Annotated in this window: 11 protein-coding genes; all 11 read left to right on the top strand. The window is 62.6% G+C overall.

The window, feature by feature from the left end:
• Positions 1-256: 256 nt before the first annotated feature.
• The 11 genes from AC5J09_RS08290 to AC5J09_RS08240 all read left to right on the top strand — a co-directional run bounded on the left by AC5J09_RS08290 (position 257) and on the right by AC5J09_RS08240 (position 13,907).
• Positions 257-1,234: a C4-dicarboxylate TRAP transporter substrate-binding protein gene (locus AC5J09_RS08290; protein WP_100670127.1), complete on the top strand. Its 978-nt coding sequence runs from the start codon at positions 257-259 to the stop codon at positions 1,232-1,234.
• A 169-nt stretch (positions 1,235-1,403) separates the two neighbouring features.
• A complete protein-coding gene (locus tag AC5J09_RS08285) occupies positions 1,404-1,916 on the top strand; it encodes a TRAP transporter small permease (protein ID WP_494297385.1) in 513 nt (170 codons plus the stop codon).
• On the top strand, positions 1,913-3,226 hold the full coding sequence (locus AC5J09_RS08280) for a TRAP transporter large permease (RefSeq protein WP_494297384.1): 1,314 nt from the start codon (positions 1,913-1,915) through the stop codon (positions 3,224-3,226). The genes AC5J09_RS08285 and AC5J09_RS08280 overlap by 4 nt, the downstream gene beginning before the upstream one ends.
• An 84-nt stretch (positions 3,227-3,310) precedes the next feature.
• Positions 3,311-3,862 (top strand): MaoC family dehydratase, encoded by a 552-nt coding sequence (locus tag AC5J09_RS08275; RefSeq protein WP_324763593.1) that lies wholly within the window; start codon positions 3,311-3,313, stop codon positions 3,860-3,862.
• A 239-nt stretch (positions 3,863-4,101) separates the two neighbouring features.
• Positions 4,102-5,169 (top strand): LacI family DNA-binding transcriptional regulator, encoded by a 1,068-nt coding sequence (locus AC5J09_RS08270; RefSeq protein ID WP_494297383.1) that lies wholly within the window; start codon positions 4,102-4,104, stop codon positions 5,167-5,169.
• Positions 5,170-5,199: 30 nt separating this feature from the next.
• Positions 5,200-5,946, top strand: a complete 747-nt coding sequence (locus AC5J09_RS08265) for a transporter substrate-binding domain-containing protein (RefSeq protein ID WP_275599235.1) — start codon at positions 5,200-5,202, stop codon at positions 5,944-5,946.
• A 71-nt stretch (positions 5,947-6,017) separates the two neighbouring features.
• Positions 6,018-7,667: an amino acid ABC transporter permease gene (locus AC5J09_RS08260; RefSeq protein WP_494297382.1), complete on the top strand. Its 1,650-nt coding sequence runs from the start codon at positions 6,018-6,020 to the stop codon at positions 7,665-7,667.
• 25 nt (positions 7,668-7,692) lie between these two features.
• The gene (locus tag AC5J09_RS08255; RefSeq protein WP_102762506.1) at positions 7,693-8,361 is read left to right on the top strand and encodes an SDR family oxidoreductase; all 669 of its coding nucleotides are present in this window, start codon (positions 7,693-7,695) and stop codon (positions 8,359-8,361) included.
• 13 nt (positions 8,362-8,374) lie between these two features.
• On the top strand, positions 8,375-11,401 hold the full coding sequence (locus tag AC5J09_RS08250; RefSeq protein ID WP_494297381.1) for an aminotransferase class III-fold pyridoxal phosphate-dependent enzyme: 3,027 nt from the start codon (positions 8,375-8,377) through the stop codon (positions 11,399-11,401).
• 105 nt (positions 11,402-11,506) lie between these two features.
• Positions 11,507-12,682, top strand: coding sequence for an ABC transporter ATP-binding protein (locus AC5J09_RS08245; protein ID WP_494297380.1), 1,176 nt, complete (start codon positions 11,507-11,509; stop codon positions 12,680-12,682).
• Positions 12,675-13,907, top strand: coding sequence for an ABC transporter substrate-binding protein (locus tag AC5J09_RS08240; protein ID WP_494297379.1), 1,233 nt, complete (start codon positions 12,675-12,677; stop codon positions 13,905-13,907). Before AC5J09_RS08245 ends, AC5J09_RS08240 begins: the two co-directional genes overlap by 8 nt.
• Positions 13,908-13,915: the final 8 nt, after the last annotated feature.

The following is a 13,915-nucleotide window of genomic DNA, read 5'->3' as shown; positions in this document are numbered from 1 at the left end:
CTGTGAGAAGCCGGAGGATCGCGGGCTGCGGAAGGATTGACTGCACGCGCTCCAGATCCCGACGGTCCGAAAAATTTATTTGGGAATGGATTGTTCGCGCAATCTGGAACCCTGGCGATGTGAAAAGCCTGAAGGTTTTCTTTGTCCTCATGGCCTTTGAGCGACGATTCACGGCTTGACGCCATTCGTTCATTTGTGAATATATTATTCAAACTTGTGAAAGTCCGGAGGCGGAGTCCGGAATAGGGAGGACAGCATGAAGACCTTGATCGCTGCGGCCGCAATGGCTGCATTGTCGTTCTGCGGCATTGCCAACGCGCAGGAATACAGCCTGCGATTTTCGACCTCGCAGGTGAATCCGGACGAGCCGATCATCAAGGCCATGAAAACCTATGCCGAGCGTGTCGGTGAGCGCTCCGGCGGACGCATCGCCATTACCGTCATGACGGGCGATCAGCTCGGCGCGCAGAAAAAGGTCAACGAGATGGTCATGAGCGGCGCAAGCCTGCTCAGCGCCACCGACTATGGTCAGCTCGGCCAGTTCGTGCCGGATCTATCGATCCTTGCCGGACCCTATGTCTATCCGGATCTGGCGGCGACGGACCGTCTCTTCGCTTCGGATCTCTATAGGGACCTTTCCAGCAAGCTGGAGGCGCGGGGCATCAAGATCATCATGCCGAACGGCCTGTTCGGCTACCGCCACATCATCGCCAACAAGCCGGTTCGCTCACCCGCGGACCTGGCCGGCGTCACCATTCGCGTGCCCTCCTCGCCGATCATGATGGCGACTTTCGGCAATTACGGTGCAAGGCCGACGGAATTGCCGTGGGGAGACGTCTACAATGCGTTGCAGACCGGAGTCGTCGACGCGGCCGAAGGCCCCTTCGGCTCGATAGCCGGAGCGAAGCTGAACGAGACCCGCAAGGTCATTTCGAAAACCGGCCACCAGATCATGTTCACGGCCTGGGTGGCTTCCAGCCAGCTCTTCAACAGCCTGCCCGAAGACCTGCAGAAGATTCTTCTGGAGGAAGGGCAGACAATTGCCAAAGAGCTTACGCAGATGACGCTGGACACGGACGATGCCTATGCAAAGCAGCTCGCCGCCTCCGGCGTCGAGATCGTGACCGATGTCGACATTCCGGCATTCATCGAGGCCTCGCGTGCAGCCTATGAGAAGGTGCCGAACATCACGCCCGGCATCTACGATCAGGTGCAAAAGGCGATGGCAGAGTAGGCGACGCCGTTTCGAGCGGGATGCGGGCGGAGAGACCGTATACACGTCATCCCGCTCTTGGACGCTGCTGCCGCGGGGGGCCGTCTTCGCCGGCCGGGATCGCGCTCCGAACGTCAATCGGGCCCTGCATCGACGCCAGCTCGGATTGCCCCTCAACAATCGAGGCATCATGGAAAGCTCACGCCCGCCGGAGGAGATAATTCCTCTCATCAGCCTGCGCCGCGCCGATGAGGCAATCGGCGTCGTGGCGCTCCTCGTCATCGTCTTCTCGATCCTTTGGGGGGTCGTCAGCCGTTATGTCTTCCCCCAGCCGGCCGCCTGGACCTATGAGCTGGCGATGATGGCCTTCGCCTATCTCGTCTTCTTCGGTGCCGTCGCCGGCGTCCGTCTCGGCACGCACGCGGCGATCGACGTGCTTGTCGCGGCTCTCCCGGACAGCTGGCGAAAAGCCGTCGCCTGGTTCAACTATCTGCTGCTGGCACTCTTCTTCATCGTCATGACCATCCTCTTCGCGTGGCAGGCCTGGATCTCACGCAATGTGCATACGATCGCCCTCGATCTGTCGCGCAGCCTGTCCTATGCGCCTCTGGCGCTCGCCTCTGCCGGGATGTTCGTCCAGCATCTGATCGTGGAGAGGCCCTGGACCGTCCGTCAGCACCGCAATTTGGAATCGTCGATATGACCCTGTTCCATTTGGCCGGTCCCTCGCTTCTCGTCGTCGTCCTGTTTTTGCTGTCGACGCCGATCACCTGGGCCATGGCGATCGGAGCGTTCGCTTTCTTCCTCATCAATATGGACATGATCCCGCTCGCCAATTTCGCCCAGGAAATGGCGGAAGGCAGCCAGTCCGTGTCCTTGTTGGCGCTGCCGCTGTTCGTTCTTGCCGGCTGCATCATGAACGCGTCCGGCATCACCCGGCGCCTTTTGGCGCTTGCGGACGTGCTTGTCGGCCACATGACGGGCGCGCTGGCGCAGATGTGCACCGTGCTCGGCACCTTGCTCGGCGGACTTACCGCATCTGCCAACGCCGATGCGGCGATGCTCGCCAAGACGCTCGGCGTCGAGATGTCGCAACGGGGCTACAGCCGGGCCTTCGCCGCGGTCATCACATCGTCGGCGGCCATCATCACGAGCCTCATTCCGCCGTCGATCGGTCTTATCGTCTATGGTTTTCTCGCGGAGACGTCCATCGGCCGGCTCTTCGCAGCGGGTGTGGTGCCTGGCCTCGTGCTGGCGACCGGGCTCATGGTCACCACCTATTTCATCGCCCGCAAACGCGGTTACAAGCCGTTGCGCAAGGAGCGTGCCACCCGCGCGGAGGGCACCCGGGCGCTGATCGACGGGCTCTGGGCGCTGTCGATCCCGGTGGTGATCTTCGCCGGTACGCGATACGGTCTTTTCACGACCACAGAAGCCGGTGCGGTGGTCGTCGTCTATGTGCTCTTCGTCGCCGTGTTCGGTTACCGCGAATTCACCTTCCGCCAGATCCCGGAGGTGCTTGCCGAGGCGGTGCGCGATTCGGCCGTGGTCATGATCATGATCTGCGCGGCGGCAGCCTTCGGTTTCTATCTCGCCTGGGAGCAGGTGCCGCAGGTCATGTCCGGCTGGCTCGGCGAAGCCACCGACAATCCGCTCCTGATGCTGCTCCTCATCAACGTCCTGCTGATCGTCATCGGCACGGCGATCGAGGGGTCGGCGGCACTGATCATTCTGACGCCGATGCTGATTCCGATCATCGATGGCGTCGGCATCGATCGCGTGCATTTCGGCGTCGTGTTTATCACGAACCTGACCATCGCCGGCATCACGCCGCCAGTCGGGGGATTGATGTACATTTCGTCCATGGTGCTGAAAGTGCCGATGATGGCCTATGCCCGCGAGGTGCTGCCATACTTGGCGATGATGATGGTCATTCTCGTCATGCTGAGCATGTTCCCGCAGCTGTCGCTTTGGCTGCCGAACCTGGTCTATGGGACGACGGCGGTCCAATAGCGCGACGAATAAGCCTCTTCGCCATGGTGGCGCAGAGGCCGGAAACGGCTCCGATAATCCCGACTTCTTACGCAGGTACTGATCATGGATGAGTTCACGCCCACCGTCGGAGTTTCTTCGACACGTCCCGCCGACATGCCGGAAGACCATGCCGCCTTGCCGGTCTGGAACGCCGAAAACTGGTTCTACGAGGATTGGCCCGTCGGTCAGCGCATCCGGTCGTTACGCCGCACGATTGGCGAGAGCGATAGCCACCTCTTCAACACCCTGGTCGTCGACATCCATCCTTATGTCCAGGATCAGATGTTTGCGGAGCGGGAAGGCATCTTCGGCCGTCGTCTCGTTGCCGGCGCCTTCGTGTTCTCGGCCGGTCTCGGCCTCGTCGCCACCAATTGCGTCAACGCCTTTTCCTATGGCTACGACAAGCTCCGGTTCATCAAGCCGGTCTTCATCGATGACACCATCTACACGATCCGGACCAACATGGAAAAAACGCCCCGTTACAAAGACCTCGGGCTCATTCGCGCCAGCTACCAGGTCTTCAAGAACGAGGGCGAGCTGGTGCTCTACTGCGAGCATCTGCAAACGGTGAAATACAAGAACCCGGCGGATTTTGTCGGCAAGACCGAGAAGTAGAAAACAGAAACCGAAGAAAACGAGCGTTCGCTTGCCGGCGTCGCCGTAATCGGCATGAGCTCGTTTCCCTGGCATCCTGTTGCACCGCCGGGTCTCGTAGCGCAGCCATTCTCCAGAATTCCGTCCGCCGACATATTCCATCGATCGCATGTACTCATGCGGACACGGAATAAAAACGTTTATATTTTTCATTGAAATCGTTTTTATCAGCTGATACGGCTTTCGTCGGGAGGCCGATCATGGAAAACACGCAGTCGCCGCGCGCACGGCCGGGGATCAAGGCTCTGGCCGAGGCCACGGGCTATTCCATTGCGACCGTGTCGAAGGCGCTCAACGGCTCTCCCATGGTTGCCCCGGCCACGAAGGCACTCATCCATCGTGCCGCGGCGGAGATCGGCTATCGTGCCAACGCCCGCGGCATGGCGCTGAGGACCGGCCGGACCTGCCAGGCTGCCGTGCTCATGCCGGTAACGGCTGCGCGCGACTATGAATGGGACGGCGTCGAATATACCCAGATACTCAGCGGCATCAGTCAGGCGCTGGAAGGTAGCGACTATCGCATGTCGGTCCATGTCGTGCGCAATGTGGAGGACGGCTGCGAGGCGGCGCGCCGGGTCATCGATGAGGGTCTGGCGGACGGACTGATATTCTCAGGCATACGCGCCGACGACCCGCGCATCGATCTTCTGGTCGAGAGCCGGTTTCCCTTCGTCTCTCTCGGTCGCTGCCGGAAACCCCTCGATTACGCACATGTCGATATCGACAACGAATGGGCGGCCCATGCGGCGACCGCCCGGCTGATTGCCGGCGGACACCGGCGGATCGCGCTCGTCAATCCGCTCCGGCATCTCTCCTACGCCGAGGACAGGGTGGACGGCTTCATGCGGGCTTTTCGCGAGGCGGGGCTATCACCGTCCGACGATCTGATCGCCGAAGGCGATCTCTCTACCCAGTTCGGCCGCGAGAGCGCGCTCGGTCTTCTCGACGCGGCGCGGCCGCCGACGGCCTTCGTCTGCAGCAACGAGTTGACCACGCTCGGAGTGCTTTCGGGCCTGGGCTCGCGTGGACGGCGGATCGGCGTCGATGTCGACGTGGTCGCCTATGACGACATCAATGTCAGCGCCTATTTCACGCCGCCGATCACGACCTTCTATCAGCCCATCGAGATACTCGGGCGAACCCTCGGGGAGTTTCTGCTGCGGCGCATGGCGGGAGAGGACGCGCAAACGTTGAAGCAGGTTTTCAGGCCAACGCTGATCGAGAGGCAGCCCGACAATCTCGGCGGGCGCCTGGCGCAGTCGGCGTAGGAAAAGAATTCACAACGGAGGAGAACCAAGGTGAAAACACTCGTAATTGCACTTGCGATGGCGGCCCTCGTCTCAGGCGGCGCGTCGGCCGCCGATCTCGGCGGGAAGCTGCTGAAGGTCGGCTCGGACACGACCTCGCCGCCGATGGAGAGCGTCGATCCCGCGACCGGCCAGATCGTCGGTTTCGATATCGACGTGGTGAATGCGATCTGCGCAAAGATCAACTGCCAGGCGGAATTCGTGACCACCGGTTGGGACGGTATTTTCGCAGCGCTCGATCAGGGCAACTTCGATCTCGTTGCCTCGGGCGTGTCGATCACCGAGGAACGCAAGAAGGCCATGGATTTCTCCGATCCCTACATCGTCAACAGCCAGGCGGTGCTGATGCGGGTCGAGGACCAGGGCGTATCACTGGAGGACTTCAAGTCGAAGGGCAAGAAGCTTTCCGCCCAGGCCAACACCACGGATGCGCAGGTCGCCGAAGGGGTGGTCGGCAAAGAAAACGTCGTCGCCTATGACAGCTTCAGCGCCGCGATCATCGCGCTCAAGAACAAAGATGTCGACGGCGTCGTCATCAACGGAGCCAATGCTGCCGCTTACGAACGCGAGTTCGTCGGCGAACTCGTGGTCGCGATCCGGGACCTCGAATCCGATCCGCTCGGCCTCGTCTTCCGCAAGGGCGATGCCAATGTCGCCGCCTTCAACGAAGGACTGAAGATGATCCGCGACGACGGCACGCTGGATCAGCTCGTCAACAAATACTGGGGCGTGAAGTAACCTCATCCGAACACCCCGGAGCGGTCTGCGCTCCGGGGCCGAATTTCTGCGCAGAATCCCCGGAGGGATGAATGTCGTTCCTGAGAACCGTGCGGCCCAGCAATCTGATCATTCTGACAGCGCTGCCGTTCATCATCTATCTTTTCGCCTCCTCCGGTGACTACCAACGTTCGCTGAGAGCCATTCTCGGAGTCGAGAACGGCTCGTCCGCCTTCGTACCTGGCTTCCTTGCCCTGCTCGTCGCCTTCGGCTCGGGTATCGCCGTTCTCGTCTTTTCGCGAGTCAAGGCGCCGCGGCCGCGGCTGGCGCTCGCTGCCGCCGTGCTCAATCTCGCTGCGGCGGCCATCCTGCTTCTGAGCGACGCGGTTCATCCCTACCTTGCGTCGGTCGTCGCCAATGCCGTCGATCCCTTCACGTCCGATCTCGTCGTGAAAGGGCTTAGCCCCCGGCGATTGACGGACGCCGCGGACATGACCCTGCGCGGCATCGAAGCCGTGCTTTTTCCGGCCTATTTCGCGCTGACCCTGTTCGGCTCCATGCTTTTCTTCGGTGCCGGCAAGGCATCTGCGCGGGAGAGCATCCTGCATCGCGCAGGAGCGTGGAGCATCGGCCTCGTCAACGGTACGGGGCTCCTGTTCATCCTCTTCCTTGCGCATATCGCCTTTGCCGCCGGCGTGGCGACCACGGTCCGCGCGGCCATTGCCGCCTATCTTCTCGCTGCGATCATCGGCCTCATCTGGGTCGGATTGCTTCAGTTGCATTATACGGCGCGCACCAGCCTCTTCTTCGCGCTCGCGACCCTCGGCTTGGTGCTCGTCGCCGCCTGGTTCCTGTTGCAGTCTCGCACGGCCTATGTGCTTGCGGGGCGGCTCGACGGCAGGGTCGCGATCGTCAGCAACACGCCGTCCGGCCTCATAGGCGCGGTGCGCTTCGGCCAATATCCGGGCGCGCCCGCTGAAGAGGCGGCCGTACGAACCTTCCTTGGCCCGGCGGAGGCAGTCGCGGCGATGGAAAAGGACGAGGTGAGGGCCGCGCTTCTGCCGGCGGAAGCCGTGCCCGGGGGCTTGCCGCTCCTTTGGGAAACGGCGGCTCTGAACGATCGAGACCGGGCCGCAGGCATCACTTTCGCCGTCCTGGCAATCATCCTCGGTCTGCTCACCTTCGGCGGCTATCTGCACCGTCGTCATCCCCTGGCGATCGGCTCGGAATTCGTCGTCGATACGATCCGCGGCATTCCGATGCTGGTGATCGTGCTCTATGTCGGCCTGCCCTTGAGCGGGGCGTTGAAGGATGTGACGCAGGGCGTGCTCGATCCGCCGAATCTGATGCGCGGCATCGCCGCCATGGCGCTTGCCTATTCCGCCTATCTGGCGGAAATCTTCCGCTCCGGCATCAACGCCATCCCGGTCGGCCAGATCGAAGCGGCGCGCAGCATCGGGCTCAACCGGTGGCAGACGGCGCGGCTGGTGGTCCTGCCGCAGGCGTTCCGGATCATCATTCCACCGCTCGGCAACGAGCTGATCGCGATCCTCAAGGACACGTCGCTCCTGTCGATTCTGTCGATCCGCGACATCACCCAGCGCATGCGCGAGTTCCAGTCGGCGAGTTTCCTGCCCTTTGCGCCCTATAACTCGGCAGCCATCTTCTACATCTTCCTGACGCTCGCGGCGGCGAGCCTCATCAACATGATCGAGCGGAAATATGACATCAAGCATCGATAGGAGACGGGAAGAGGGGCCGCGCACGGTGCTGATCACCGGTGCATCGCGGGGCCTGGGTCAGGAACTTGCACGGCAATATGCAGCCGCCGGCTGGCAGGTGATCGCCTGCGTCCGCCAACCGTCGGCGAGGGATGGGGAAACCGGCATCGAACGTCGGATACTCGATGTCACGGACGCGAGGTCGATGGCGGCGCTTGCCGAAAGCCTCGGCGAGCAGCCGATCGATGTCCTCATCAATAATGCCGGAGTCCGCGGCGACACAGGCGGACTGTCGACCGTCAGACCCGAGGATTTCCTGGAGGTCATGCGCGTCAATGCCCTGGCGCCGATCCTGGTCGTGCAGGCGCTGCTGGGAAATCTCCTCGCTGGCTGCGATCGCATCGTCGCCAATATCAGCAGCCGCGCAGGATCGCTCGCCGAGGGCACGCTCGACGATGACGAAGGAGACTATGCCTATCGTTGCTCGAAAGCGGCGCTGAACATGGCCACGGTCAAGCTCGCGCAGGATTTGCATCCCCACCGGGTCACCGTGCTGTCGCTCCACCCCGGCTGGGTCAGAACCGATATGGGCGGCCATCAGGCGAGCGTGCCGGTTGCGGAAAGCGCCGCCGGCCTGAAGGCGATCATCGACAGGGCCGGGCTCGCCGAGAGCGGCAGCTTCCGGGCCTTCGACGGAAGAACGGTATCGTGGTGAAGCGAGTGGGACGATGACGACGAGCGAGTTCAAGAACGTGCAGGAAATCGAAGCAATCGAAGCGCTGCTTGCCCGCGAATACGGCGTCGCGGGAGAAACCGTGGCGCTGCCCGGCGAGCACGATCTCAATTTCCGTATTCAGGCGAGCGACGGTCGCGCGTTCCTCCTGAAACTGCATGCCCTCGGCGCGCCCGAGGAGCTCGACATGCAGATTGCAGTTCTCGACCATCTCGCGCGCGAGGCGACGGATCTGCCCGTCTCGAAGGCCTTGCCGAGCCGCTTCGGCGCCTCGTTCACCCGCGTCGAATTCAAAGGAGAGCGTGTCGCACGTCTGCTGACGTGGCTGCCCGGGGAGATCTGGGCACGAGCCGCCAACCGCTCGAGCAACAGCGTCGAGACCCTTGGGGCGCTGCTCGGCAAGCTCGACCGCAGCCTCGCCGGTTTCTCTCATCCCGGCGCCAGGAGAGAGTACGCCTGGGATATCGCCCGGGCGGAAATGCACCTCGCCAACGTCGATCTGATCGAGGATGTGGAGAAGCGGAGCGCGGTTCGCGCGATCCTCGATCACTTCGTCTCCACCGTGCTGCCGCGCCTTGCGGCGTGCCCCCGGCAGGTCATCCACAACGATGCCAATGACTATAACGTGCTCGTCGGCGCCGACGGCTGCGTCAGCGGACTGCTCGACTTCGGCGATATGGTCGAGAGCTATCGGGTGGTGGAAGTGGCCGTCGCCTCAGCCTATGCGCTGATCGGTTCGCCGGATCCGATCGGCGCCATCGCGCGGCTGGCGGGCGCCTATCACGGCGTCAATCGGCTCGGCGAAACGGAGGCCGAGATGATCTTCGATCTCGTGCGCACCCGCTACGCCGTCAGCATGTGCATGGCGGCAAGGCAGATCCGCGACGACCCCGAGAACGCCTATCTGCTCGTCAGCCAGGAGGACGTCTGGCGCGAACTGAGACGCCTCGAGCAAGAGAACCGCTCGTTCGCCATCGCCCGCCTTCGCGACGCCTGCGGCTTTGCACCCATCCCGAGGGCCGCACGGGTGGTGCGGTGGCTGGAGCGCAATGCGCATGATTTTTCGGGCGTCATCAAGCCGGGCATTGCAAGACCGAAGGCAGCCGTCTTCGATTTCTCGGCGAACAGCTCGGAGAACTGGCTAGGTCTCGACAAGGACGTGGCGCAAGCGCGCATCGAAGCACATATTCAGGCGGAGGGGGCGGATTTCGGCCTTGGCCTCTACGGGGAGGACAGAGCGGTCTACAAGGGTGACGCCTACCAGGCGACTGCAAGCCTGCGGCGCACGATTCACCTCGGCATCGATCTCTTCGCTCCCGCCAACGAGCCGGTGCATGCACCCTGCGCCGGCAAGGTCGCCTTCTACCATGACGACGCGGTCCCTTACGGTTTCGGGCCGACAATTCTGCTCGAACACACGACGTGCGAGGGCGACACGTTCTGGACGCTCTACGGGCATCTCTCCCGTGAAAGCGCCTCACGGCTTTCGATCGGCCAGCCGGTCGCCAGGGGCGAAGCTTTCGCGACCCTGGGGGATCGCGCCGAAAACGGCGGCTGGGTTCCGCACCTGCATTTCCAGATAGTCACCGATCATCTCGGCCTCGAGGGCCGCATGCACGGCGTCGGCGTCAGAGAGCAGTGGCAGGTCTGGCGGGAGATCAGCCCCGATCCGAGCGTCGTGCTCGGCCTTTCCGTTCCGGCGTCGGTGATCGTCGAGTGCGACAAGGCGTTCCTGGTGCGCGAACGCCAGCGCCGCATCGGTCGTTCCTTAAGCATCGCCTACGGCGCGGCGCCTCTGAAGATCGTCGCCGGCGAGGGCGCCTACCTGATCGATGACGAGGGTGGGCGCTGGCTCGACATGGTCAACAATGTCTGCCATGTCGGCCATTGCCATCCACGCGTCGTGAAGGCGGCGCAGATGCAGATGGCGCGGCTCAATACCAATTCGCGCTATCTGCATGACAGTCTGGTGGAATATTCCCGACGGCTTGCGGCGCTCTTCCCTGATCCGCTGAACGTCTGCTTCTTCGTCAATTCCGGCAGCGAAGCCAACGATCTCGCGATCCGGCTGGCGCGCGCCTATACCGGCAACCGCGACGTCATCACCGTCGATCACGCCTATCACGGCCATCTGACGAGCCTGATCGATGTCAGTCCCTATAAATTCGCGGGCAAGGGCGGGGAAGGGCGGCCTGCGCATGTGCGGGTTGCCGAGATGCCGGACCTCTATCGGGGACGCTATCGCTATGGCGATACGGACGCGGGGCGCAAATATGCCGGGGATGTGCAGCGGCAGATCGATGCGCTGGCGGCGGAAGGGCGCAAACCCGCGCTCTTCTTCAGCGAGGGCATTCTCGGCACGGGCGGCCAACTGGTTCTGCCGGATGGCTATCTCAGCGAGGCCTATGCGCATGTGCGTGCGGCCGGCGGGCTGTGCCTCGCGGACGAGGTTCAGGTGGGGTTCGGCCGCGTCGGCAGTCACATGTGGGCGCATGAGACGCAAGCGGTCGTGCCCGACATCGTCACCATGGGCAAGCCGATCGGCAACGGCCACCCGATGGCGGCTGTGGTGACCACCGAGGCGATTGCTGCGGCCTTTGCAAACGGAATGGAATATTTCAACACTTTCGGCGGAAATCCGGTATCGGCCGAGATCGGCCTCGCTGTACTCGACGTCATCCGCGACGAGCGCCTGATGCACCATTGCGCGGTCGTCGGAAACCGTCTGATGGATGGAGCGCGCGAACTCGCCAGCCGCCACGCGATCATCGGCGACGTGCGCGGCTATGGTCTCTTCAACGGCATCGAGCTCGTGCGCGATCGCGACACCCTCGAACCGGCCGCAGCGGAGCTCGACTTCGTCATTGCCGAGATGAAGGACAGGCACCGCATCCTGCTGTCGAGCGAGGGACGGCAGCACAACGTACTGAAGATCAAGCCGCCCGCGCCCTTCAGCGCGGACGATTGCGACCGTTTCCTCGATGCCCTCGACGCGGTGCTGGCACGGGTAGAGGCCGGCTGACGAAAGTTTTCCCTTTACAACTAAGTTAAACGTTTTTATTTCTGATAAAAACGTTTAACAGGCTGACGAGCAGGCAGTTGATCCGCCGCCTGTCGGGAGGAGAGTTTGGCCGCTATTCGCATCGACAATCTTCGCAAGTCCTTCGGCTCGCATGAAATTCTGAAGGGCATCGATCTCGAGATCGCCAGCGGCGAGTTCGTCTGCTTTCTGGGGCCGTCCGGCTGCGGCAAGAGCACGCTCCTGCGCTCGATCGCGGGACTTGAAAATCTCGACGGGGGATCGATCCGCCTCGGCGAGCGCGACATCACCGATCTTCCGTCCGCCAGGCGCGACATTGCCATGGTCTTCCAGAACTACGCGCTCTATCCGCATATGAACGTGCGCAAGAATCTTTCCTTCGGCCTTGCGCTGAACGGCATGAAGCGAAACGAGATCGAGCGGCGTGTCAACAATGCGGCCGAGATTCTGAGGATCACGGAGCTCCTGGACCGCAAGCCCCGCCAGCTTTCCGGCGGCCAGCGCCAGCGTGTGGCGATCGGCAGGGCGATCGTGCGCGAGCCGAAGCTCTTCCTGCTTGATGAGCCGCTCTCCAACCTCGATGCCGGTTTAAGGGTGACGATGCGCGTCGAACTGGCGTCGCTGCACGAACGCCTCGGCGTGACGATGATCTATGTGACGCATGACCAGGTGGAGGCCATGACTCTGTCGGACCGGGTCGTGGTGCTCGACAAGGGACGCGTCAGCCAGTTCGGCACGCCGCTCGAACTGTTCTACCGTCCGGCAAATATCTTCGTTGCCGGCTTCATCGGCTCGCCGCGGATGAATTTCCTGCCGGCGGGTGTCGCGGATCAGGGCGCAACCGGCGTGACGCTTGCCGGAGGCGGCTTATCGCGGCCGGTGACACTCGATACGGGTTCGTCCGAACCGATCGACCGGGTTCGTCCGGTCACCCTGGGAATTCGCCCCGACAAACTCGAACTGACCTCGCCGGAGGAGGCGCATCTCGCTGGCACGGTGAGGCTCGTCGAGCGGCTCGGCACCGAAAGTCACGTTCACATCCGTGTCGAGGGCGGTGGTGATCTGACTGCTGTGGTGCGCGGCACCCATCCCGTCGCGAGCCGAGATCAAGTTCATCTCCGCCTTCCCCCCGAGCACTGCCATCTGTTCGATGCAGAAGGCACGGCGATCGCGAGGCGGCTCGATCCGGAGACGAAGGCACTTATCGATAACGAGAAGGCAAGGGGCGCGCGTGCGCCGGTTTTGGAGGAGAGACATGCCTGATATGAAAACGACGATCATCGGATCGCTTCTGGCCCTGTCGGTTGCCGGCGCGGCGACTGCGCGCGCAGAGGAGGTCTTGCGTTTCGCGACCTGGGACACGGGCGAGAGCCTTGCCATCCAGCAGGCCATCGCCAAAAAATTCGAAGCAAAGCACCCGGGCGTGAAGGTTCAAGTCGAGCCCTATGCCGAGGGCTACGACCAGAAGCTCGTCGCCGCCTTCGGCGCGGGCAATCCGCCCGATGTCATGTATATGTGGAACTTCCCGCAATACTACACGTCGCTGATGCCGCTCGATGAGCTGATCGCGCGCGACTCGGCCGAGATCAAGCCGGACGATTTTCCGGAAGGCCTGATGAACACGGCGCGTATCGAAGGCAAGACCTACGGCATGCCCTCGGGTTTCACCACCCAGGTGGTCTTCTACAACAAGGAAATGTTCGCAAAGGCGGGTGTGGAAGAGCCGAAGGAGGGCTGGACCTGGGACGATCTGCGCGCCAAGGCAGCCAAGTTCCGCGACAAGGCCGGCAAGGTCTACGGGTTCGCCGTCGACGCCAAGCCGGACCCCTATGATTTCGAGCAGTTCCTCTGGTCGAACGGCACGAAATACATCTCGGACGACGGCAAGGAGATCGACGGCTACATGAACAGCGACGCGGCTGCCGCGGTGCTCGGCATGTTCGCCGACATGGCCCGGAAAGAGGAAGCCGTGACACTGCACCTCGGAGACGAAACGGGGGGTGACACGCTGTTCCAGGGCGGCAAGATCGCCATGCTCCAGAGCGCCATGTGGGACAAGGCAGATATCGATGCCGCCGGCTTCAGCTATGGCGTCGCACCGCTGCCGACATTCGGCGACCGCCCCGCCCATTCGGCACTCGGCGTTTCGGCGATCTCCATCGCCAAGGACGCCGCCCATCCCGACCTCGCCTGGGAATTCGTGAAATTCTTCTCCTCGCCCGAGTCGGTCGCGATGCGCGTCAACGACCTGCCGGTGCGCAAGAGCGTGGCCGAGGCGAAAGGGATGACGAAGGACCCCGTCTACAAGCCTTTCTTCGATATTCTCGCCACCTCCAACACCGAAAGGCACGCCTATCTGAAGAACGCCAACTGGAGCAAGATCCAGGACAATCTGGCGCGCGCCATCGAGGCGACGATGATCGAGCAGGGCAATGCCAAGGCCCATCTCGACGATGCGGTCAAGCGCTCCAAGCGCCTGCTGAAGTAAGGAGTGCG

Source organism: Sinorhizobium sp., assembly GCF_059070375.1.
Note: the sequence above shows the minus strand (reverse complement) of the source record. Positions and strands in the feature narration are given on the sequence as shown.

Coding starts and splice junctions, on each gene's coding strand:
- AC5J09_RS08250 (WP_494297381.1), top strand. CDS start 8,375: ATGACGACGAGCGAGTTCAAGAACGTGCAGGAAATCGAAGCAATCGAA.
- AC5J09_RS08260 (WP_494297382.1), top strand. CDS start 6,018: ATGTCGTTCCTGAGAACCGTGCGGCCCAGCAATCTGATCATTCTGACA.
- AC5J09_RS08290 (WP_100670127.1), top strand. CDS start 257: ATGAAGACCTTGATCGCTGCGGCCGCAATGGCTGCATTGTCGTTCTGC.
- AC5J09_RS08285 (WP_494297385.1), top strand. CDS start 1,404: ATGGAAAGCTCACGCCCGCCGGAGGAGATAATTCCTCTCATCAGCCTG.
- AC5J09_RS08280 (WP_494297384.1), top strand. CDS start 1,913: ATGACCCTGTTCCATTTGGCCGGTCCCTCGCTTCTCGTCGTCGTCCTG.
- AC5J09_RS08275 (WP_324763593.1), top strand. CDS start 3,311: ATGGATGAGTTCACGCCCACCGTCGGAGTTTCTTCGACACGTCCCGCC.
- AC5J09_RS08270 (WP_494297383.1), top strand. CDS start 4,102: ATGGAAAACACGCAGTCGCCGCGCGCACGGCCGGGGATCAAGGCTCTG.
- AC5J09_RS08240 (WP_494297379.1), top strand. CDS start 12,675: ATGCCTGATATGAAAACGACGATCATCGGATCGCTTCTGGCCCTGTCG.